The organism is Streptomyces sp. NPDC001709, from assembly GCF_053596375.1.
The window spans coordinates 169,268-188,301 of the sequence record NZ_JBSFGB010000014.1 but is presented as its reverse complement, the minus strand read 5'-3'; the positions used below and the strand labels follow the sequence as shown (position 1 = coordinate 188,301).

Here is a 19,034-nt window from a genome sequence, read left to right as displayed (position 1 = left end):
GTCTCCCACCCGCGCCGTAGCGTCGACGGCATGACAACTACCGCACGCACAGTGCTCTTTCACGAACTCGGCGGCCCGGACGTGCTCACGGTCGAGGAGGTCCGGCTGCCGGATCCCGGCCCCGGCGAGGTGCTGGTGCGGGTCGAGGCGCTCGGGCTGAACCGGGCCGAGGCGATGCTCCGCACCGGGGCCTACTTCTACCAGCCGACCCTGCCGGGCTCCCGCAACGGTTACGAGGCCGCCGGCGAGGTGGCGGCGGTCGGCGCGGGCGTGACGGCCTTCGCGCCGGGCGACCCCGTGCTCACCGCGGCGAACTTCAACCTCAGCTCCCACGGGGTCTACGGCGACCTCGTGCTGCTGCCCGAGACCTCGGTCGTGCCGCGTCCGGCCGGCGTCGACGCGGTCACCGCGGCGGCCGTCTGGCTCACCTACTCCACGGCCTACGGTGCCCTGATCCAGCGGGCGGGGATGGCGGCCGGGGACCATGTGCTGATCACCGCGGCGTCCAGCGGTGCCGGCACCGCCGCCATCCAGGTGGCCCGGCGCTCGGGCGCCGTCCCGATCGCGGCCACCCGCACCGAGGCGAAGCGGCAGGCACTGCTCGACGCGGGCGCGGAACTGGTCGTGGTCGGCGACCACGAGGACGTGATCAAGGAGACCGGGCGGCTGACCGACGGCCGGGGCGCCGACATCGTCCTGGACGCGATCGGCGGTTCCGTCTTCCGCGAGCTGGGCCGGGCGGCCGCCACCGACGCCACGATGATCAGCTACGGCTGGCTGTCCGAACGGCCCATCGAGCTGCCCCGGAACTGGCCCGTCACGGTCCACGGATACAGCAACTTCACCGTGACCGAAACCGCCGACGGCCGCCGCCGCGCCGCCCACTACATCGGCTCCGGCCTCGCCGACGGCACCCTGCGCCCGGTGATCGCCGAGGTCTTCGACGGCCTCGGCAGCATCGGGGAGGCGCATCGCCTGATGGAGTCCAACCGCCACACGGGCAAGATCGTCGTACGCCTCTGAGCCGGCTCTCCTCGTCGGTTCACCTGTTCGCCGCCGGGGCGGAATAGTGCCCGGACCGACGGGGTTGTCGCCGGAGGCAAACGCATGCACATGCATGGAACAACCACGGAACAACCCTGGAAGGCATGTCATGAAGATCGGCATCATCGGCGCGGGCAACATCGGCGGCAACCTCACCCGGCGGCTCACCGCCCTGGGCCACGACGTGTCCGTGGCCAACTCCCGCGGCCCCGAAACGCTCGCGGAACTGGCCGAGGAGACCGGCGCGACCCCGGTCCGGGCCGAGGACGCGGCCAAGGGCGCCCAGGTCGTGGTCGTCACCGTCCCCGTCAAGGCGGTCCCGAACCTCCCGTCCGGCCTGCTGGACGGTGCCGCCGAGGGCGTGGCGGTGATCGACACCGGCAACTACTACCCGCGCGAGCGCGACGGCCGGATCGCGGCCATCGAGGACGAAGGCCTGGTCGAGAGCCGCTGGACCGAGCAGCACCTGGGCCACCCGGTGATCAAGGCCTTCAACGGCACCTACGCCCAGGACATCCTGGACCGCCCCCGCCCCGCGGGCGACCCCGACCGCCTCGCCCTCCCGGTCGCCGGCGACGACGAGCAGGCCAAGCAGACCGTCCGCACCCTCATCGACGAACTCGGCTTCGACACGGTGGACACGGGTGGCCTCGACGACTCCTGGCGCCAACAGCCCGGCACCCCGGTCTACGGCCTCCGCGCAGGCGTGGAAGGAGTGACAAGGGCCCTGTCGGAGGCTTCCCCGGAACGCCCGGCGGACTTCCGGGGCTGAGGCCTGCGTGCACCTAGGGCGTGGCCCAGGCGTGCAAGGCGTCCTTGCTCGCGAAGTGGGCCACGTCCTTGTCGTGCGGCGTGCTGGAGTACTGGTGGAAGCGCCAGCTCGCCTTGATGCGGGGGTGGCCGGCGGTGACGTAGTCGGCGATCCAGAGGCCGTCACCGGCGTAGGAGGTCGTATCGACATTCAGCCAGAAATCGCGGTTCGTGTAGAGCACGACCCTGTTGTGCGGCCGTAATTCCTTCAGCTTGCGGATGAAGTGGTCCTTCTCCGCGTTGCTCGCGTGCGTGCCGTCGCCTGTCGTCTCCCAGTCGACCGCCAGGAGGTCGCCGGGGCGGTCCGGGGCGTGCTGGACGAAGTACTCGGCCTGGGCGGTGAGGTTGCCGGGCCAGAGGAAGTGGTAGAAGCCGACGACCAGTCCGGCGTCACGGCCCCTCTTGGTCTGGGCGGTGAGCCGGGGGTTGACGTACGAACGGCCCTCCGTCGCCTTGATGAAGACGAAGGAGAGGCCGTCCGTGTCATACGCGGAGGACTGGAAGGCGCTTACGTCGATGCCGTGCAGCATGTAGGGGTTGTGCCCCTTGCGCCCGCATCCGGAACCTCAGCTTCGGGTGGTCACCTCACCCAGTACCGATGCCGGCTTCGCCGACCAGTCGGAGGTGATGAGGCTCGCGTGGTTCTTGGCCAACAGGGCTAGCCGGGCGGCGACTTCGGCGTCCGTCGGGTTGGTGGAGGAGATGGCCGGGGAGACGTTGGAGGCGTCGGTCATGATCGAGATGTAGTGGTTCGTGGAGTAGAACGAGGTGTCGTAGCCGTTGTTCACATAAGTGGCCGCGTCACCGTCGAAGAACACGAACCAGGGGCGGATCGAGGTGTCGGAGCTCCAGCGGCTCGCCCGCGGGTCGCCGCCCGCCGCGCCCAACACCGCGGGGAAGGCCTGGGCCTGCGCGATGTCTCCGGCCGCGTACAGGTCGCGCAGGTGGTCGCCGTACTCCTGGTCCGTCCAGTAGTGGTCGAACGGGTTGGCCTGCTCCACCGTGCCGGGGATCAGTTCGAAGAGGAACTTGCCCTTGAGGGAGTCGCGGTCCGGCCAGGCGTTCGCCTTCGCCGCCGCGTCCAGCGAGCCGTACGTCCCGCCCAGCAGATCGGCCGGCTTGTAGACGCTGCCGCCGAGCTTCTGGGACACGAGCGTGTCGAACTCGTCCGGTCCCATACCCGCGTTGTTGTTGAAGCCGACCTTCATCTCGACCTTGATGACGATCGGCGGGTGGTCGGGGTGGAGCTGGTTCCAGGCGGCCATGTTGTCCAGGCAGCTGCCGAGGTCCTGGTTGCGGCTCTTGCTGTACAGCTCGCTCGGGGTCTTCGCGGCCTCGCAGTTGTTGTCGTTGCCCAGCGGATTGCTGTGGCTGACCCGCCAGCGGTGGCTGATGCTGTCCACGTACACGTCCAGCTCCAGCAGCGAGGCGCCGGAGTCCAACGCCTGTGCGAAGTAGGTGTACTTGGCCTTGTCGTACGCGTTGTGCGTCCCGATCGCCGTGGTCCCGGAGAACCTGGGCGCCGCCGCGTGGGCGTTGCCCGGCCCCATCACCAGCAGAGCGGCGGCCCCCGCGAGTGCCGCCAGCCGTCTCGCTGCGCCCATTCCTCAACTCTCCTTCGCTGTCGCCCAGTTGGCGGCAGCGTAGGAGCGAGCGGTTACTGAACGGTAGCCCCTGGCGGAACATCAGTCCCTCTCCGGCCGTCGCGCCCGCACACCAGTGGCGGCTAGATTGCTAGCATGCTAGCCTCGAAGGCGTGGGTGATGAGGAAGTCAAACAGTTCAACGTGTACCTGCCGATCGGACTGATCAAGCAGGTCAAGTACCGCGCCATCGAGTCGGGCATGTCGTTGTCGGCGCTGGTCGCAGACGCGCTGCGCGCCTACCTCGACGACGCCCCCGGACAGCAGCAGTCGACTGGGAAGAAGGAGACCTGACATGGCGACCGAAGGCATCGAGGCCGTGTTCCTGGAGACCCACAACTGGGGAAAGGCGGCGCAGTTCTTCCAGGCGCTGGGCTACGATCTGGAGTTCGCGACCGACCACAACTCCGGCCAGTTCCGCAACGGCGACGGGCCGTACGTGTTCATCGCCGAGATCCCCGAGGACCGGGAGCCGCAGACGCAGATCGTGTTCAAGGTGCCGGACGCGGACGCGTTCGAGGCCGAGCCCGCCGTCGAGGTGGTCACGCCGTTCGAGGACACCCACTTCGGGACCCGGCTGATGACGGTCCGCGATCCGGACGGACGGCTGTGGAGCCTCCAGGCCCCCGCGGCGAAGTGACGGGCAGGGGAGGCGACGTCATGACCGGCAACGACACGACGGACGACCGGACCGGGACGCCGGACAACACCGCGGTGCGCTGCGCCCTGTGGCGGGCGATGCACGTCCAGGTCGACCCGCCGCCCCACGTCCTGGAGGACGAGATCGGCCTCCGGATCGCGGACCCCGGACCGGACTGGCGCGACCGCCCGGACATGGACCCGAGCGCCACCAGGGGGTTCCGCGCGGCCATGGTGGCCCGCGCCCGCTTCATCGAGGACCTGGTCGCCGAGCAGGCCGACCGCGGCGTCGACCAGTACGTCGTCCTGGGCGCCGGCCTGGACACCTTCGCCCAGCGCAAGCCGGAGACCGCCTCCCGCCTGCGGGTCTTCGAGATCGACCAGCCGGGCCCGCAGGCCTTCAAGCGCCGCCGCCTGGCCGAACTCGGCCTTGGCGTCCCGGACGGGCTGCACCTGGTGCCGGTGGACTTCGAGGCGGACGGCGAGTCCTGGCCGACGCGGCTCACCGCGGCCGGATTCGATGCCGGACGGCCGGCGGTGATCACCTCCACCGGCGTCACCATGTACCTCACCAAGGAGGCCACGGCGGCCACCCTGCGCCAGATCGCCGCGCTGGCACCCGGCTCGACCCTCGCCATGACCTTCCTGCTGCCGGAAGAGCTGGTGGACGAGCGCGACCGTGCCGGCCTCAAGGCCAGCGAGACGGGCGCCCGCGCCTCCGGCACCCCGTTCCGCAGCTTCTACACCCCCGGCGACATGCTGAACCTCGCCCGCGAGGCCGGCTTCACAGACGTCCGGCACATCCCGGGCACCTCACTCGCCGAACGCTACTTCGCGGCCCGCCCCGACGGCCTGCGCCCGTCGACCGGGGAGGATCTGCTCCTGGCCCGGACCTGAGCGAGCCGACGCCGGCGGGGAGCCCGCGTGCGCAGTCACCGAGCTCCCCGACGAGTCCGGGCTCCCGACGAGTCCGGACTCCCCACGCTCAGCACTCGATGATGTTGACCGCCAGCCCGCCCCGGGCCGTCTCCTTGTACTTCACCGACATGTCCGCGCCCGTGTCCTTCATGGTCTTGATGACCTTGTCGAGGGACACCTTGTGGGAGCCGTCGCCGCGCATGGCCATCTTGGCGGCGGTGACCGCCTTCACCGCGGCCATGCCGTTGCGCTCGATGCACGGGATCTGGACCAGGCCGCCGACCGGGTCGCAGGTCAGGCCGAGGTTGTGCTCCATGCCGATCTCGGCCGCGTTCTCGACCTGCTCGGAGGAGCCGCCGAGGACCTCGGCCAGTGCGCCCGCGGCCATCGAGCAGGCGGAGCCGACCTCGCCCTGGCAACCGACCTCGGCGCCGGAGATGGAGGCGTTCTCCTTGAAAAGCATGCCGATCGCGCCCGCAGCCAGCAGGAAGCGGACGACGCCGTCCTCGTCGGCGCCGGGGACGAAGTTGATGTAGTAGTGCAGGACCGCCGGGATGATGCCGGCCGCGCCGTTCGTGGGGGCCGTGACGACGCGGCCGCCCGCCGCGTTCTCCTCGTTCACCGCCATCGCGTAGAGCGTGATCCACTCCATCGCGTGCGCCGGCGCGTCGCCCTCGGCGCGCAGCTGTCGGGCGGAGACGGCCGCGCGGCGGCGGACCTTCAGACCGCCGGGCAGGATGCCCTCGCGGGACATGCCGCGCCGGACGCACTCGCGCATCACCCGCCAGATCTCCAGCAGGCCCTCGCGTATCTCCGTCTCCGTGCGCCAGGCCCGTTCGTTCTCCAGCATCAGGGAGGAGATCGACAGGCCCGTCTCCTTCGTCAGGCGCAGCAGCTCGTCGCCCGTGCGGAAGGGGTACTTCAGGACCGTGTCGTCCAGCTTGATCCGGTCCGCGCCGACCGCCTCCTCGTCCACGACGAAGCCGCCGCCGACCGAGTAGTAGGTCTTCGAGAGCAGTTCCGCGCCGCCGGCGTCGTACGCCCACAGCGTCATGCCGTTGGCGTGGTACGGCAGGGCCTTGCGGCGGTGCAGCACGAGGTCCTTGTCGAAGTCGAACGCGATCTCGTGCTCGCCCAGCAGGCTGATCCGGCCTTCGGCCTTGATCGCCTCCACGCGCGCGTCCGCGGTCTCCACGTCCACCGTGCGCGGCGAGTCGCCGGTCAGGCCGAGCAGGACGGCCTTCGGGGTGCCGTGGCCGTGCCCGGTCGCGCCCAGGGAGCCGTACAGCTCGGTGCGGACGGAGGCGACCTGCTCCAGGACGCCTTCGTTGCGCAGTCTGCGGGCGAACATCCGCGCCGCACGCATCGGGCCGACCGTGTGGGAGCTGGACGGGCCGATGCCGATCGAGAACAGGTCGAAGACCGAGATGGCCACGGTCACTCCTCAAGACAGGGGGTGGCGGGGCACCCTCCGGGATCCTCCGTCGGGCGCCCCACCGGGGACTTACTTGTCCGGGTCTACTTGGTCAGGCCCGGGTACAGCGGGTGCTTGTCGGCGAGCGCCTTCACGCGCGCCTTGAGGGCCTCGGCGTCGTAGGACGGCTTCAGCGCCTCGGCGATCACGTCCGCGACCTCGGCGAAGTCCTCGGCCGTGAAGCCGCGGGTCGCCAGGGCGGGCGTGCCGATCCGCAGGCCCGACGTCACCATCGGGGGCCGCGGGTCGTTCGGGACCGCGTTGCGGTTGACCGTGATGCCGACCTCGTGGAGACGGTCCTCGGCCTGCTGCCCGTCCAGCTCGGACTCGCGCAGATCCACCAGGATCAGGTGCACGTCCGTGCCGCCGGACAGCACGTTCACCCCGGCCTCGCGGGCGTCCGCCGCCGTCAGGCGCTCGGCGAGGATGCGGGCACCCTCCACGGTACGACGCTGGCGCTCCTTGAACTCCTCCGAGGCCGCGACCTTGAAGGAGACCGCCTTCGCCGCGATCACGTGCTCCAGGGGACCGCCCTGGAAGCCCGGGAAGACGGACGAGTTCAGCTTCTTCGCGAAGTCCTTGCCGCGCGCGAGGATGATGCCGCCGCGCGGACCGCCCAGCGTCTTGTGGGTGGTGGAGGTCACCACGTCGGCGTACGGCACCGGGTTCGCGTGCAGACCGGCCGCGACCAGGCCCGCGAAGTGCGCCATGTCGACCCACAGGTAGGCCTCGACCTCGTCGGCGATCCGGCGGAACTCGGCGAAGTCCAGCTCACGCGGGTACGCCGACCAGCCCGCGATGATCACCTTCGGGCGGTGCTCCTTGGCGAGCCGCTCGACCTCGGCCATGTCGACCAGACCGGTGCCGGCGTCCACGTGGTACGCGACCACGTTGAACTGCTTGCCGGAGAAGTTCAGGCGCATGCCGTGGGTCAGGTGGCCGCCGTGGGCGAGGTCCAGGCCGAGGATGGTGTCCCCGGGCTGGGCGAGCGCGAACAGGGCCGCCTGGTTGGCGGAGGCGCCGGAGTGGGGCTGGACGTTGGCGTACTCGGCGCCGAACAGCTCCTTGAGCCGGTCGATCGCGATCTGCTCGGCGACGTCGACGTGCTCGCAGCCGCCGTAGTAGCGGCGGCCCGGGTAGCCCTCGGCGTACTTGTTGGTGAGGACGGAACCCTGCGCCTCCATCACCGCGAGCGGCGCGAAGTTCTCGGAGGCGATCATCTCCAGCGTGGACTGCTGGCGGCCGAGCTCGGCGTCGACCGCGGCGGCGATCTCCGGGTCCAGCTCGTGCAGGGACGTGTTCAGGACAGTCATGCGGTTACGGCTCCTCAGCCGGCGTTCTGGGCGGTGTACTCGTCGGCGGAGAGCAGGTCGGCCGGCTCCTCCGCGACGCGCACCTTGAACAGCCAGCCGCCCTCGAAGGGGGCCGAGTTCACCAGCGACGGGTCGTTGACGACGTCCTCGTTGATCTCGGTGACCTCACCGGTGACCGGCGAGTACAGGTCGGAGACCGACTTGGTCGACTCCAGCTCGCCGCAGGTCTCGCCCGCGGTCACGGTGGAGCCGACCTCGGGGAGCTGGGCGTAGACCACATCGCCGAGCGCGTTGGCCGCGAACTCGGTGATGCCGACCGTCGAGACGCCGTCCTCGGCGGCCGACAGCCACTCGTGCTCCTTGCTGTAGCGCAGCTGCTGGGGGTTGCTCATGGCCTGAATTCTCCTGTACGCGCGGGAATGCTGATGAAGGGGGACTGCTGAAGCCGCTGGTGAGCAGCGGAAACGTGCGCGGGGTCACACGGTGACCGCACCCAGTGTCTACTTCTGGCGCTTGTAGAACGGCAGTGCCACGACCTCGTACGGTTCGTGGCTGCCCCGGATGTCCACGCCGACGCCCTCGGTGCCCGGCGCCGCGTGCGCGGCGTCGACGTAGGCCATGGCGATCGGCTTGCCCAGGGTGGGGGAGGGGGCGCCGGAGGTGATCTCGCCGATCACCTCGCCGCCCGCGACGACGGCGTACCCGGCGCGCGGCACCCGGCGGCCCTCGGCGATGAGACCGACGAGGACCCGCGGCGGGTTCTCCTGGGCGCGGGAAGCGGCCTCGGCGAGCGCCTCGCGCCCGACGAAGTCGCCCTCCTTCTCGAACTTCACCACCCGGCCGAGCCCGGCGTCGAAGGGGGTGAGCGAGGTGGTCAGCTCGTGCCCGTACAGCGGCATGCCCGCCTCCAGGCGCAGGGTGTCCCGGCAGGACAGGCCGCACGGGACCAGACCGACGCCCTCGCCGGCCTTGGTCAGTGCCTGCCACAGCTCGACCGCGTGCTCGGGCTTCACGAACAGCTCGAAGCCGTCCTCGCCGGTGTACCCGGTGCGGGCGATGAGGGCCGGGACGCCGGCGACCGTGCCGGGCAGGCCGGCGTAGTACTTCAGGCCGTCGAGGTCGGCGTCGGTGAGGGACTTCAGGATGCCGGGCGACTCGGGGCCCTGGACGGCGATCAAGGCGTACGCGTCCCGGTCGTCGCGCACCTCGGCGTCGAAGCCGGCGGAACGCTCGACCAGGGCGTCCAGCACCACCTGGGCGTTGGAGGCGTTGGCGACGACCATGTACTCGGTCTCGGCGAGCCGGTAGACGATCAGGTCGTCCAGGATGCCGCCGTCGGCCCGGCAGATCATGGTGTAGCGGGCGCGGCCCACGCCGACGGAGGCGATGTTGCCGACCAGGGCGAAGTTCAGCAGGGCGGCCGCCTGGGCGCCGGTGACGGTGATCTCGCCCATGTGGGAGAGGTCGAAGAGCCCCGCCTTCGTCCGTACGGCGACGTGCTCGTCGCGCTCGGAGCCGTAGCGCAGGGGCATGTCCCAGCCGGCGAAGTCGGTCATCGTCGCACCGAGCGAGCGATGCAGCGCATCCAGCGCGGTATGACGGAGTTCGGTACTGCTCATCGGTCGGTCGTCTCCCAAGGAATGACAGGCGAGGAACGTTCCTCCCCATCTGTCATCGGAACCTGAGAGGTTCGCCAGGACCGCCACAGGGACGATCGCGGCTTGCACCTTGGGTGGAGCCACTGACACAGCGGCCCGCTTTTCAGATGTGCCTCGCCCGCGCGGTAACGGGGCCTGAGAGATTCAAGGGAGGGACTTGCTCCTTCGGCGCCCCAGCGAAGGCTGCTGGGGACTCTCCCGCGCGGATTCAAGCGGCCGGTATGCAGTTGGCGGCCACATCATTGCACGGCGAGCGGGCTTTTGTAACCGACCTGTGGCAGGACGCGGACCCCGCCACCGACATCGTCCATTACCTTCTCTTTACGCATTTCGGGAACGAGGATTGCCGAGCCGACAGGGGAGGACGATCACGGTGAACAGGACCCCGTTGTACGCCACCGTCACTACCGGCACCACGGGCACCGCGGTGCCGAGGCAACGCCCCGGCCCGCTCCCGGTCGTCCGCGATCTGCGCGACCGCGCCGGCCGCGGCCCGCGCGCCCTGGTGTTCGGCCCCAGCGACCTGGTCGTGATCACCGGCCTGCCCGGCAGCGGCAAGTCCACCCTGATGCACCGCGCGGTCACGGGCCGCCGCATCGACTCCCAGGACACGCGGGACCGCTGGGACGCCCGCGCCCCCCGTCTGCTGCCCTACGCCCTCTACCGGCCCCTGGTGCGCCTCGCCCACTACGCCGGCCTGCGCCGCGTCCTGCGCGCCGGGGAGGGCGTCGTCGTGCACGACTGCGGCACCCAGCCCTGGGTGCGCGTCTGGCTCGCCCGCGAGGCGCGCCGCCGCGGCGGCACCCTCCACCTCCTCCTGCTCGACGTCACTCCCGAGACCGCCCGCGAGGGCCAGCACGAGCGCGGCCGGACCGTCTCCTCCTACGCCTTCCACCGCCACCGGCGTACGACCACCCGGCTGCTCACCGCGATCGAGCGCGGCGAGCTGCCCGCGGGCTGCGGCTCGGCCACCCTGCTGGACCGCCCGGCGGCGAACGCCCTGCACCGGATCGAGTTCACGGGGTCGGCCGCTGTCACAGCCAACCGCTAGCCTTCTTGGTCACAGAGTGATTCCCAGCAGGCGGTAGGCAGATGGACTTCCCGGCGGACATTCCCGCGGACTTCCCGGCACAGGCGCACCCCCAGCCGCACGGCGGCTGGCCCGGCAACGAGCTGGAGGAGGTGCTCTCGGCCTCCCTCGGCATACCCGCCGCGGCCGGCCGGATCATCGAGGTGCTGGGCCGCAGCCTGCTCTGGATCCCGCTGCCGAGCGGCGGCGGCCCGGACAGCGGCCCGCTCGACCTGCCCACGCTGGACATCGAGGGCCAGGTGTACGTCCCGGTGTTCAGCTCCGAGGAGCAGCTGCACCAGGCGGCCGGCTCCCACATGCCCTACACCATCGCCCCGGCCGTGGAGTTCGCCCGCGGCCTGCCCCCGCAGGTCGGTATCGCCGTGAACCCCGACGCGCTGGTCGGCATCCCGCTGCCGCCCGCTGCGGTGGCCGAGCTGTGCCGGACCGGCCGTACCCCGCTCGACGGCCCCGCCACCGGCGGCCGGGTCCGCCTGTTCGAGCCCGACTGGCAGGACGACCCGGTCGACTTCCTCTCCGCCGCGTCCGCCGAGTTCGCCGAGACCGGCGTGGTCCTCACCGCCCGCCGCTGCCTGGCCGCCATAGAGACGGACGACCCGGTGATGTTCGTAGGCGTGGAACTGTCCCAGTGGGAGGGCGACCTGCGCACCCTCCCCATGCAGGCCCTGGGCAGAGCCCTCGGTAAAGTCCCGGTCAAATGGCCGGTCAACCTGGTCCTCCTGGACGTGACGGACGACCCGGTGGCCGAATGGCTGAGGTCGAAGGTCCGCCCCTTCTATCAGTACGGTCACTGAGGCGCGCCCCAAAGGGGCGCGGGGAACTGCGCGACAAGCCACAACGCACCCGCACCCGCGCACGCACCCGGGGCCCCGAGCTATTGGGCGCTTAAGCTGTCCCCAAACGCGGGGCACAGAAAAGAGAAGGGCACGACAGGTGAGCGCGAGCCACAGCGGCAGCGTCGAGCACATGCTGCGCCAGGTCACCCCCGGCCGCTACGACGCCTACGAGGCCCTGCTGCGCGCCCTCGCCACCCCGTCCGCCGGCCAGATCTGGATGCTCCTGTGGCACGGCCAGGCCGGCTCCCCGGACGCCCAGTACGGGAACATGGAGGTCGACGGCTTCCAGTACGCCCCCTGCGTCACCTCCGCCCAGGAACTCTCGGCCAGCGGCTGGAACCGGTCGTACGAGGTCGTCGACGGACTCGACGTCGCCCGCACCCTCTACCCCGACCACTACGGCCTCTGGCTCAACCCGCACTCCCCGGGCGGCGGCGTCGGCATCCCCTGGCTGGACCTGCGCCGTATCGCCACGGGCCTGGACCGCCAGCCCGCCGGCCCTCTCCGGCTGACCGAACCCGGCATCGAGATCCCGCAGTTCTACGCCCTGCTCGCGCAGAACGCCCACCGCACCCCGGCCCTGCGCTCGCTGCGCCGCGCCTGGGTGCAGCCGGCGCTCGGCGCGCCGTACCTCGCCATCGGTCTCGACGTGTACGACACCTCGCCGGCCGCCGTCGACTCGGTGCGCGCGATGATGCAGCAGTCCGCGGGCGCGGTCCCGGAGGGCCTGCCGGTGTCGACGGTCGCGATGACCGACGACTACGACCCGGTGGTCATGTGGATGCGGGCCAACGCCCGCCCCTTCTACGACCGCGAGGCCCACGCGGCCCCGCCGCAACCCCAGCTCCAGGCCTCTCCCCAAGCGCAGGCGCCGGCCGCCGGCTACGGCTATCCGCCGGTCCACGGCAGCTACTGACCTGCGAGGACGGGCCGCGCGGCCCCCTCCTCTGGGTGGTTTGCCCCACTTCGTGCTGTCCGTTCGCCGTAACTACCTGTCCGCATAACAGGAAACGCCAGCTTGCATCACGGTTGCGCATCCATTCCCCGTCAAGGCTGGCGGCTGATCGCGCAAGCGTTGAAGACTCCCCCTTCAAGGGGTTCGCCCCTGTGTACGACGGACTGTTTGATGCCGCTACCAGCGGCAAGTGCGGGCCGGCTACAGCCGGTTGAGAGGGGTCCCAGCCTAATGACGGCACCATTGCACGAGCCGACCGCGGAAGCGGCCCCGGGCGCGGCCGAGGAAGCGGCGGTCGCGGCCGGCGAGGCGAAGGCCGTTCAGGGTCGCTCCCTGGGCCGGATCGCCTGGGAACGCCTCAAGCGGGACAAACTCGCCCTCACGGGCGGCATAGTCGTGCTTGTCCTCATCGTGATCGCCCTGCTCGCACCGGTGATCGCGAACCTCGTCGGACAGGACCCGGACGTCTACCACCAGGACCTGGTCGACCCCCTGTTCAGCACGCCCAAGGGCTCCCTGGGCGGCCTCAGCGGCGACCACCTCCTCGGTGTCGAACCGGTCAACGGCCGCGACATCTTCGCCCGCATCCTCTACGGCGCCCGGATCTCGCTGCTCGTCGGCTTCCTCTCCGCCGTGGTGGCCGTCATCCTGGGCACCGTCCTCGGCATCCTGGCGGGCTTCTTCGGCGGCTGGGTGGACTCGGTCATCAGCCGCGTCATGGACGGCCTGCTCGCCTTCCCGCAGTTGCTCTTCATCATCGCTCTGGTCTCCGTCATGCCCAACCAGATGCTGGGACTCACCGGCACGGGTGTGCGCGTCTTCGTGATGATCCTGGTCATCGGCTTCTTCGGCTGGCCCTACATCGGCCGTGTGGTGCGCGGTCAGACGCTCTCGCTGCGCGAACGCGAGTACGTCGAGGCGGCCCGCTCGCTCGGCGCCGGGCAGTTCTACATCCTGTTCAAGGAGCTGCTGCCCAACCTCGTCGCGCCCATCATCGTGTACACGACGATGATGATCCCCACGAACATCCTGACCGAGGCGGCACTCAGCTTCCTGGGCGTGGGCGTCAAGCCGCCCACCGCCTCGTGGGGGCAGATGCTCTCGAACGCGATCGACTACTACGACTCGGACCCCATGTACATGGTGGTTCCCGGCGTGGCGATCTTCATCACGGTTCTTGCCTTCAACCTCTTCGGCGACGGCGTGCGGGACGCGCTCGACCCGAAGGGTTCCCGCTGAAGTGCCGTACCCCAAGCGTCCCGTGAGCTCTTCCACGGGGTCTCTCATCAAATCCGGAGGATCCGAGATCGTGACTACCCAACGCACCTCAGGGCGGCGCAAGCAGGCCCTCGCCGCTGCCGCAGTGGTCGCCGGCCTGCTGACCACGGCGGCGTGCGGCGGTGGCAACAGCGGTGGCGGCTCGAACGGCGCGGCCGGCTTCGACGCGGCGAACAACAAGGTCGCCCAGGCCGACCAGGTCAAGAAGGGCGGCACGCTGAAGTTCGTGAGCACGCAGGACGCCGACTCGTGGGACACCACGCGCGGCTACTACGGGTTCATGTGGGACTTCTCGCGCTACTACAGCCGCCAGCTGCTCACCTACAAGACCGAGCCGGGTGCCGAGGGCGCGAAGGTCACCCCGGACCTCGCCACGGACGCGGGCCAGGTCACGGACGGCGGCAAGACCTACACCTTCAAGCTGCGCGACGGCATCACCTGGGAGGACGGCAAGCCGATCACCTCCCAGGACATCAAGTACGGCATCGAGCGCTCCTGGGCGCAGGACGTCCTGTCCGGCGGTCCGGTCTACCTCCAGCAGATGCTGGACCCGAAGAACACCTACAAGGGTCCCTACAAGGACACCTCGAAGGACCACCTGGGCCTGAAGGCGATCGACACGCCGGACGCCAAGACGATCGTCTTCCACCTGCCGGCGCCCAACTCGGACTTCCTCCAGGTGCTGGCGATGACCGTGTCCTCCCCGGTCCGTCAGGACATGGACACCAAGTCCAAGTACGGCCTGCACCCGTTCTCCTCCGGCCCGTACAAGTTCCAGTCGTACAGCCCGGGCAAGAACCTGGTCCTGGTCCGCAACGACAAGTGGAACGCGTCCTCGGACCCGGTCCGCAAGGCGTACCCGGACAAGATCACCCTGGACATCTCCACCAACCAGGCGGACTCGGACCAGCGCCTGATCAACGGCGACTACGACATCGACGCCTCCCAGACCGGCCTGGGCCCGCAGGCCCGCCAGATCGCCCTGAAGCAGCACAAGGGCAACCTGGACAACCCGGTCTCCGGCTTCATCCGCTACGCGACCTTCCCGCAGAGCGTCAAGCCGTTCGACAACATCCACTGCCGCAAGGCCGTGATCTACGCAGCCGACCACGTGTCGCTGCAGACCGCCCGCGGTGGCCCGGTCGCCGGTGGTGACATCGGCACCAACATGCTCCCGCCGTCGGTCGCCGGTGGCGAGGGCCAGAAGTACGACCCGTACCAGATCGCGACCAAGAACAAGAACGGCAACGCCGATCTGGCCAAGCAGGAGCTCAAGGCCTGCGGCAAGCCGAACGGCTTCAGCACCACCATCGCCGTCCGCAACAACAAGCAGCAGGAAATCGCCACCGCCGAGTCCCTGCAGGCCGCGCTGAAGAAGGTCGGCATCAACGCCGACATCTACCAGTACGACGGCTCGCAGAGCCCGGGCATCATCGGCGCGCCCGCGAACGTCGCGAAGAAGAAGCTCGGCATCATCATCATGGGCTGGGGTCCGGACTTCCCGACCGTCCAGGGCTACGGCATCCCGCTGTGGAGCAGCAAGTACATCCTGCAGAGCGGTAACAACAACTTCGCCCTGATCAAGGACAAGACGATCGACGGCCTGTTCGACCAGTACACCAGCACGCTGGACGAGTCGAAGAAGACCCAGATCGCCACGGAGATCAACCACAAGGTCATGGAGGGCGGTTACTACCTGCCCTTCGTCTTCGAGCGGCTGCTCAACATCCGCTCCTCGCGTGTGGCCAACGTGTACACGACGAACGCGTACAGCGGTTACTACGACTTCGTCAACCTCGGCCTGAAGTCCACGAAGTAAACCCCGGCACACCCGCCGAACGGCACGAAAGGCAGGTGAAGGCCGGCGCGGCGAGATCGCGGGCCCTCGGGAAGACCTCCCAAGGGCCCGCGGTCCGCGGCGGGCCGTAAGCTGTGCTCGCTTACCTCATCAGGCGGCTGTTCGCCGCCGCAGTGATGCTGGTGGTCATCATCCTGGTGGTCTTCGGCATCTTCTTCCTCGTCCCCAAGTGGGCGGGCGTGGACATCGCCACGAGCTTCGTGGGCAAGCAGGCAGACCCGCACGCCGTTGCGGCGGTGCGCGAGAAGCTGGGTCTGAGCGACCCGATCTACTCGCAGGTCTGGCACTTCTTCAAGGGCATCTTCGTGGGCCGCACCTACGCGGCCGGCGGCGATGTCACCCACTGTGCCGCGCCGTGCTTCGGCTACTCCTTCCGCAGCGAGCAGGCCGTCTGGCCGGTGCTGACCGACCGCTTCCCGGTGACCCTGGGTCTCGCGCTCGGCGCCGCCGTCCTGTGGCTCATCTTCGGTGTCGCGGCGGGTGTGCTCTCCGCCCTCAAGCGGGGCAGCCTGTGGGACCGCGGCGCGATGGTCGTCGCCCTCAGCGGTGTGTCCCTGCCGATCTACTTCACCGGCCTGCTCTCGCTGGCGATCTTCAGCTACGGGCTGCACTGGATCGACGGCAAGTACGTCTCGATCGGGGACAGCTTCGGCGGGTGGTTCAGCGGCATGCTCCTCCCCTGGATCACGCTCGCCTTCCTCTACGCGGCGATGTACGCCCGTATCACCCGCGCGACGATGATGGAGATCCTCGGCGAGGACTACATCCGGACCGCCCGGGCCAAGGGCCTCACGGAGAAGGTCGTCATCGGCAAGCACGCCATGCGCTCCACGATGACCCCGATCCTGACCATGCTCGGCATGGACCTCGGCGCCCTGATCGGCGGCGCGATCCTCACCGAGACCACGTTCAGCATCCCCGGCCTCGGCCAGGCGGTGCTGACCGCCATCAAGAACCAGGACCTGCCCATCATCCTGGGCGTCACCTTGATCACTTCCCTCGCGGTGCTCATCGCCAACCTCGTGGTGGACATTCTGTACGCCGTGATCGACCCCCGAGTGAGGCTCGCATGACCGACCTCAGCAAGACCGGAGCGGCCGTGGGCGAGCCCACCAGCTCCTCGCCCGCGCCGAGTTCCTTCCTGGAAGTGCGCGACCTGAAGGTGCACTTCCCGACCGACGACGGCCTGGTGAAGTCCGTCGACGGGCTCAGCTTCCAGCTGGAGAAGGGCAAGACCCTCGGCATCGTGGGCGAGTCGGGCTCCGGCAAGTCCGTGACCTCGCTCGGCATCATGGGCCTGCACACCACCGGCCAGTACGGCAAGCGCAAGGCGCAGATCTCCGGCGAGATCTGGCTGAACGGCACCGAGCTGCTGTCCGCCGACCCCGACCACGTGCGCAAGATGCGTGGCCGCGAGATGGCGATGATCTTCCAGGATCCGCTGTCGGCGCTGCACCCGTACTACACGATCGGCCAGCAGATCGTGGAGGCCTACCGGATCCACCACGACGTCGACAAGAAGACCGCCCGCAAGCGGGCGGTCGAGATGCTCGACCGCGTGGGTATCCCGCAGCCGGACAAGCGGGTGGACAACTACCCGCACGAGTTCTCCGGCGGTATGCGCCAGCGCGCCATGATCGCCATGTCGCTGGTGAATAACCCCGAGCTGCTGATCGCGGACGAGCCGACCACCGCGCTCGACGTGACGGTCCAGGCCCAGATCCTCGACCTCATCCGCGACCTGCAGAAGGAGTTCGGCTCCGCGGTCATCATCATCACCCACGACCTGGGCGTCGTCGCCGAACTGGCCGACAACATCCTGGTGATGTACGGCGGCCGCTGCGTCGAGCGCGGCCCGGCCGAGAAGGTGTTCTACGAGCCCCGCCACCCCTACACCTGGGGTCTGCTCGGCTCGATGCCGCGCCTGGACCGCGACCAGCAGGAGCGTCTGATCCCGGTCAAGGGCTCCCCGCCCTCGCTGATCAACATCCCCTCCGGCTGCGCCTTCAACCCGCGCTGCCCGTACGCCGACATCCCGAAGGACAACCTGACCCGCACGGTCCGCCCGGAGCTGTCCGAGGTCGGCGACAAGCACTGGGCCGCCTGCCACATGTCGCAGGAGCAGCGGGAACGGATCTGGACCGAAGAGATTGCGCCGAAGCTGTGAGTGAGAACGCAGAGGACAAAGCGGTGAAGGCCTCTGGTGCGGCCACCCTCAGCAAGGACGTCGCGCCCGGCGAGACGCTGCTGAAGGTGACCGGGCTCCAGAAGCACTTCCCGATCAAGAAGGGCCTGTTCCAGCGGCAGGCCGGCGCCGTGCGCGCGGTCGACGGCCTCGACTTCGAGGTCCGCTCCGGCGAAACCCTCGGCGTCGTGGGCGAGTCGGGCTGCGGCAAGTCGACGATGGGCCGGCTGATCACCCGGCTGCTCGAACCGACCGCGGGCTCCATCGAGTTCGAGGGCAAGGACATCACGCACCTCGGCGTGAGCGGCATGCGCCCCATGCGCCGCGACGTGCAGATGATCTTCCAGGACCCCTACTCGTCGCTGAACCCGCGCCACACCATCGGCACGATCGTCGGGGCCCCCTTCCGGCTCCAGGGCGTCGAGCCCGAGGGCGGCATCAAGAAGGAAGTGCAGCGGCTGCTGTCGGTGGTCGGCCTCAACCCCGAGCACTACAACCGCTATCCGCACGAGTTCTCCGGCGGTCAGCGCCAGCGCATCGGCATCGCCCGCGCGCTCGCCCTGAAGCCGAAGCTGGTCGTCGCGGACGAGCCCGTCTCCGCGCTGGACGTGTCGATCCAGGCGCAGGTCGTGAACCTCATGGACGACCTCCAGGAGGAACTGGGCCTGACGTACGTGATCATCGCGCACGACCTCTCGGTCGTCCGGCACGTGTCGGACCGTATCGCGGTGATGTACCTCGGCAAGATCGTCGAACTCGCCGACCGGGACTCGCTGTACAAGGCGCCGATGCACCCGTACACCAAGGCGCTGATGTCGGCGGTGCCGATCCCGGACCCGGCGCGGAAGAACGCGAAGAGCGAGCGCATCCTGCTCAAGGGCGATGTGCCCTCGCCGATCGCGCCGCCCTCGGGCTGCCGCTTCCACACCCGGTGCTGGAAGGCGACCGAGATCTGCCGCACCACCGAGCCGGCGCTGCTGGAGCTGAAGCCCGGTCAGCGGGTCGCCTGCCACCACCCGGAGAACTTCGAGGACCAGGCTCCGCAGGACACGGTTCTGCTGACGGCCGCGAAGGAGGCGGCCGAGCTGGTCGCCGACGAGGTCCTCGCGGAGTCGGCGGAGACGTCGGCGGCGGTGGCGGCGGAACTGGCGGAGGAGACCTCGCAGGAGAGCGCCTCGGAGGAGACGTCGGAGGAGGGTGCCTCGGAGGAGAGTGCCTCGGAGGCCGCCGAGCCCGAGACCTCCGAGCCCGAGGCCGCCTCCGAGTCCGATTCCCAGGAGTCAACCGACAAGTAGCACATGACAGTCCGGCAAAGTCATGTACATGGCTGAACG

At 69.5% G+C, this 19,034-nt stretch carries 19 protein-coding genes and 2 riboswitches; of the genes, 13 read left to right on the top strand and 6 right to left on the bottom strand.

From position 1 onward, the window contains the following. Positions 1–30 precede the first annotated feature (30 nt). Together ACWC0C_RS21980 and ACWC0C_RS21975 are read left to right on the top strand one after the other, a co-directional pair. Positions 31–1,023, top strand: coding sequence for a zinc-dependent alcohol dehydrogenase family protein (locus tag ACWC0C_RS21980; protein WP_450865308.1), 993 nt, complete (start codon positions 31–33; stop codon positions 1,021–1,023). A 130-nt stretch (positions 1,024–1,153) separates the two neighbouring features. Further along, the gene (locus ACWC0C_RS21975) at positions 1,154–1,816 is read left to right on the top strand and encodes an NADPH-dependent F420 reductase (protein WP_450865307.1); all 663 of its coding nucleotides are present in this window, start codon (positions 1,154–1,156) and stop codon (positions 1,814–1,816) included. Between the two features lie 13 nt (positions 1,817–1,829). Here ACWC0C_RS21975 and ACWC0C_RS21970 read toward each other — a convergent pair whose 3' ends face one another. Together ACWC0C_RS21970 and ACWC0C_RS21965 are read right to left on the bottom strand one after the other, a co-directional pair. Further along, a complete protein-coding gene (locus ACWC0C_RS21970; RefSeq protein ID WP_449199236.1) occupies positions 1,830–2,384 on the bottom strand; it encodes a glycoside hydrolase family 25 protein in 555 nt (184 codons plus the stop codon). A gap of 36 nt (positions 2,385–2,420) precedes the next feature. Continuing rightward, a complete protein-coding gene (locus tag ACWC0C_RS21965; protein WP_450865306.1) occupies positions 2,421–3,458 on the bottom strand; it encodes a phosphatidylinositol-specific phospholipase C domain-containing protein in 1,038 nt (345 codons plus the stop codon). A 152-nt stretch (positions 3,459–3,610) separates the two neighbouring features. Here ACWC0C_RS21965 and ACWC0C_RS21960 point away from each other — a divergent pair, with 152 nt between their 5' ends. From ACWC0C_RS21960 to ACWC0C_RS21950, 3 genes are read left to right on the top strand one after another with little or no spacing between them, the layout of a single operon-like run. Next, positions 3,611–3,790: a ribbon-helix-helix domain-containing protein gene (locus tag ACWC0C_RS21960; protein WP_449199238.1), complete on the top strand. Its 180-nt coding sequence runs from the start codon at positions 3,611–3,613 to the stop codon at positions 3,788–3,790. Between the two features lies 1 nt (position 3,791). Continuing rightward, positions 3,792–4,136: a VOC family protein gene (locus tag ACWC0C_RS21955; RefSeq protein ID WP_450865305.1), complete on the top strand. Its 345-nt coding sequence runs from the start codon at positions 3,792–3,794 to the stop codon at positions 4,134–4,136. A gap of 20 nt (positions 4,137–4,156) precedes the next feature. Next, positions 4,157–5,032: a class I SAM-dependent methyltransferase gene (locus ACWC0C_RS21950; protein ID WP_450865304.1), complete on the top strand. Its 876-nt coding sequence runs from the start codon at positions 4,157–4,159 to the stop codon at positions 5,030–5,032. An 88-nt stretch (positions 5,033–5,120) separates the two neighbouring features. Here the strand turns inward: ACWC0C_RS21950 and ACWC0C_RS21945 are convergent, their stop codons facing one another. The 4 genes from ACWC0C_RS21945 to gcvT form a co-directional block, all read right to left on the bottom strand. Next, positions 5,121–6,488 carry an L-serine ammonia-lyase gene (locus ACWC0C_RS21945; RefSeq protein WP_450865303.1) on the bottom strand — a complete coding sequence of 456 codons (1,368 nt, stop codon included), beginning with the start codon at positions 6,486–6,488 and terminating at the stop codon, positions 5,121–5,123. 83 nt (positions 6,489–6,571) lie between these two features. Then, complete coding sequence (gene glyA / locus ACWC0C_RS21940; RefSeq protein WP_449199242.1) at positions 6,572–7,840, bottom strand: serine hydroxymethyltransferase; 1,269 nt, start codon at positions 7,838–7,840, stop codon at positions 6,572–6,574. A gap of 14 nt (positions 7,841–7,854) precedes the next feature. Further along, positions 7,855–8,232, bottom strand: coding sequence for a glycine cleavage system protein GcvH (gcvH, locus tag ACWC0C_RS21935; protein WP_228625406.1), 378 nt, complete (start codon positions 8,230–8,232; stop codon positions 7,855–7,857). A gap of 108 nt (positions 8,233–8,340) precedes the next feature. After that, entirely contained in the window at positions 8,341–9,459 is a 1,119-nt protein-coding gene (gene gcvT, locus ACWC0C_RS21930) for a glycine cleavage system aminomethyltransferase GcvT (RefSeq protein ID WP_449199243.1), read from the bottom strand. A 39-nt stretch (positions 9,460–9,498) separates the two neighbouring features. Next, positions 9,499–9,611: riboswitch (glycine riboswitch) on the bottom strand. Continuing rightward, positions 9,612–9,709: riboswitch (glycine riboswitch) on the bottom strand. It abuts the riboswitch before it with no gap. A 156-nt stretch (positions 9,710–9,865) separates the two neighbouring features. Here gcvT and ACWC0C_RS21925 point away from each other — a divergent pair. The 8 genes from ACWC0C_RS21925 (at position 9,866) to ACWC0C_RS21890 (ending at position 18,995) form a co-directional block, all read left to right on the top strand. Beyond that, positions 9,866–10,549, top strand: coding sequence for an AAA family ATPase (locus tag ACWC0C_RS21925; RefSeq protein ID WP_450865338.1), 684 nt, complete (start codon positions 9,866–9,868; stop codon positions 10,547–10,549). 41 nt (positions 10,550–10,590) lie between these two features. Next, entirely contained in the window at positions 10,591–11,382 is a 792-nt protein-coding gene (locus ACWC0C_RS21920; RefSeq protein ID WP_450865302.1) for an enhanced serine sensitivity protein SseB, read from the top strand. Between the two features lie 172 nt (positions 11,383–11,554). Continuing rightward, entirely contained in the window at positions 11,555–12,340 is a 786-nt protein-coding gene (locus tag ACWC0C_RS21915; protein ID WP_449199318.1) for an enhanced serine sensitivity protein SseB C-terminal domain-containing protein, read from the top strand. A 270-nt stretch (positions 12,341–12,610) separates the two neighbouring features. After that, positions 12,611–13,618, top strand: coding sequence for an ABC transporter permease (locus ACWC0C_RS21910; protein ID WP_449199245.1), 1,008 nt, complete (start codon positions 12,611–12,613; stop codon positions 13,616–13,618). A 70-nt stretch (positions 13,619–13,688) separates the two neighbouring features. Continuing rightward, a complete protein-coding gene (locus tag ACWC0C_RS21905; protein WP_449199246.1) occupies positions 13,689–15,476 on the top strand; it encodes an ABC transporter substrate-binding protein in 1,788 nt (595 codons plus the stop codon). A gap of 113 nt (positions 15,477–15,589) precedes the next feature. Further along, positions 15,590–16,588: an ABC transporter permease gene (locus ACWC0C_RS21900; RefSeq protein WP_449199247.1), complete on the top strand. Its 999-nt coding sequence runs from the start codon at positions 15,590–15,592 to the stop codon at positions 16,586–16,588. Beyond that, complete coding sequence (locus tag ACWC0C_RS21895) at positions 16,585–17,682, top strand: ABC transporter ATP-binding protein (RefSeq protein ID WP_449199248.1); 1,098 nt, start codon at positions 16,585–16,587, stop codon at positions 17,680–17,682. Before ACWC0C_RS21900 ends, ACWC0C_RS21895 begins: the two co-directional genes overlap by 4 nt. Next, positions 17,679–18,995, top strand: coding sequence for an ABC transporter ATP-binding protein (locus tag ACWC0C_RS21890; RefSeq protein WP_450865301.1), 1,317 nt, complete (start codon positions 17,679–17,681; stop codon positions 18,993–18,995). Before ACWC0C_RS21895 ends, ACWC0C_RS21890 begins: the two co-directional genes overlap by 4 nt. The last annotated feature ends 39 nt before the right edge of the window (positions 18,996–19,034 follow it).

Excerpts from the sequence above, each read along its gene's own strand:
- ACWC0C_RS21980 (WP_450865308.1), top strand. The coding sequence starts at position 31 with ATGACAACTACCGCACGCACAGTGCTCTTTCACGAACTCGGCGGCCCG.
- ACWC0C_RS21975 (WP_450865307.1), top strand. The coding sequence starts at position 1,154 with ATGAAGATCGGCATCATCGGCGCGGGCAACATCGGCGGCAACCTCACC.
- ACWC0C_RS21970 (WP_449199236.1), bottom strand. The coding sequence starts at position 2,384 with ATGCTGCACGGCATCGACGTAAGCGCCTTCCAGTCCTCCGCGTATGAC.
- ACWC0C_RS21965 (WP_450865306.1), bottom strand. The coding sequence starts at position 3,458 with ATGGGCGCAGCGAGACGGCTGGCGGCACTCGCGGGGGCCGCCGCTCTG.
- ACWC0C_RS21955 (WP_450865305.1), top strand. The coding sequence starts at position 3,792 with ATGGCGACCGAAGGCATCGAGGCCGTGTTCCTGGAGACCCACAACTGG.
- ACWC0C_RS21950 (WP_450865304.1), top strand. The coding sequence starts at position 4,157 with ATGACCGGCAACGACACGACGGACGACCGGACCGGGACGCCGGACAAC.
- glyA (WP_449199242.1), bottom strand. The coding sequence starts at position 7,840 with ATGACTGTCCTGAACACGTCCCTGCACGAGCTGGACCCGGAGATCGCC.
- gcvH (WP_228625406.1), bottom strand. The coding sequence starts at position 8,232 with ATGAGCAACCCCCAGCAGCTGCGCTACAGCAAGGAGCACGAGTGGCTG.
- gcvT (WP_449199243.1), bottom strand. The coding sequence starts at position 9,459 with ATGAGCAGTACCGAACTCCGTCATACCGCGCTGGATGCGCTGCATCGC.
- ACWC0C_RS21920 (WP_450865302.1), top strand. The coding sequence starts at position 10,591 with ATGGACTTCCCGGCGGACATTCCCGCGGACTTCCCGGCACAGGCGCAC.
- ACWC0C_RS21915 (WP_449199318.1), top strand. The coding sequence starts at position 11,555 with ATGCTGCGCCAGGTCACCCCCGGCCGCTACGACGCCTACGAGGCCCTG.
- ACWC0C_RS21910 (WP_449199245.1), top strand. The coding sequence starts at position 12,611 with ATGACGGCACCATTGCACGAGCCGACCGCGGAAGCGGCCCCGGGCGCG.
- ACWC0C_RS21895 (WP_449199248.1), top strand. The coding sequence starts at position 16,585 with ATGACCGACCTCAGCAAGACCGGAGCGGCCGTGGGCGAGCCCACCAGC.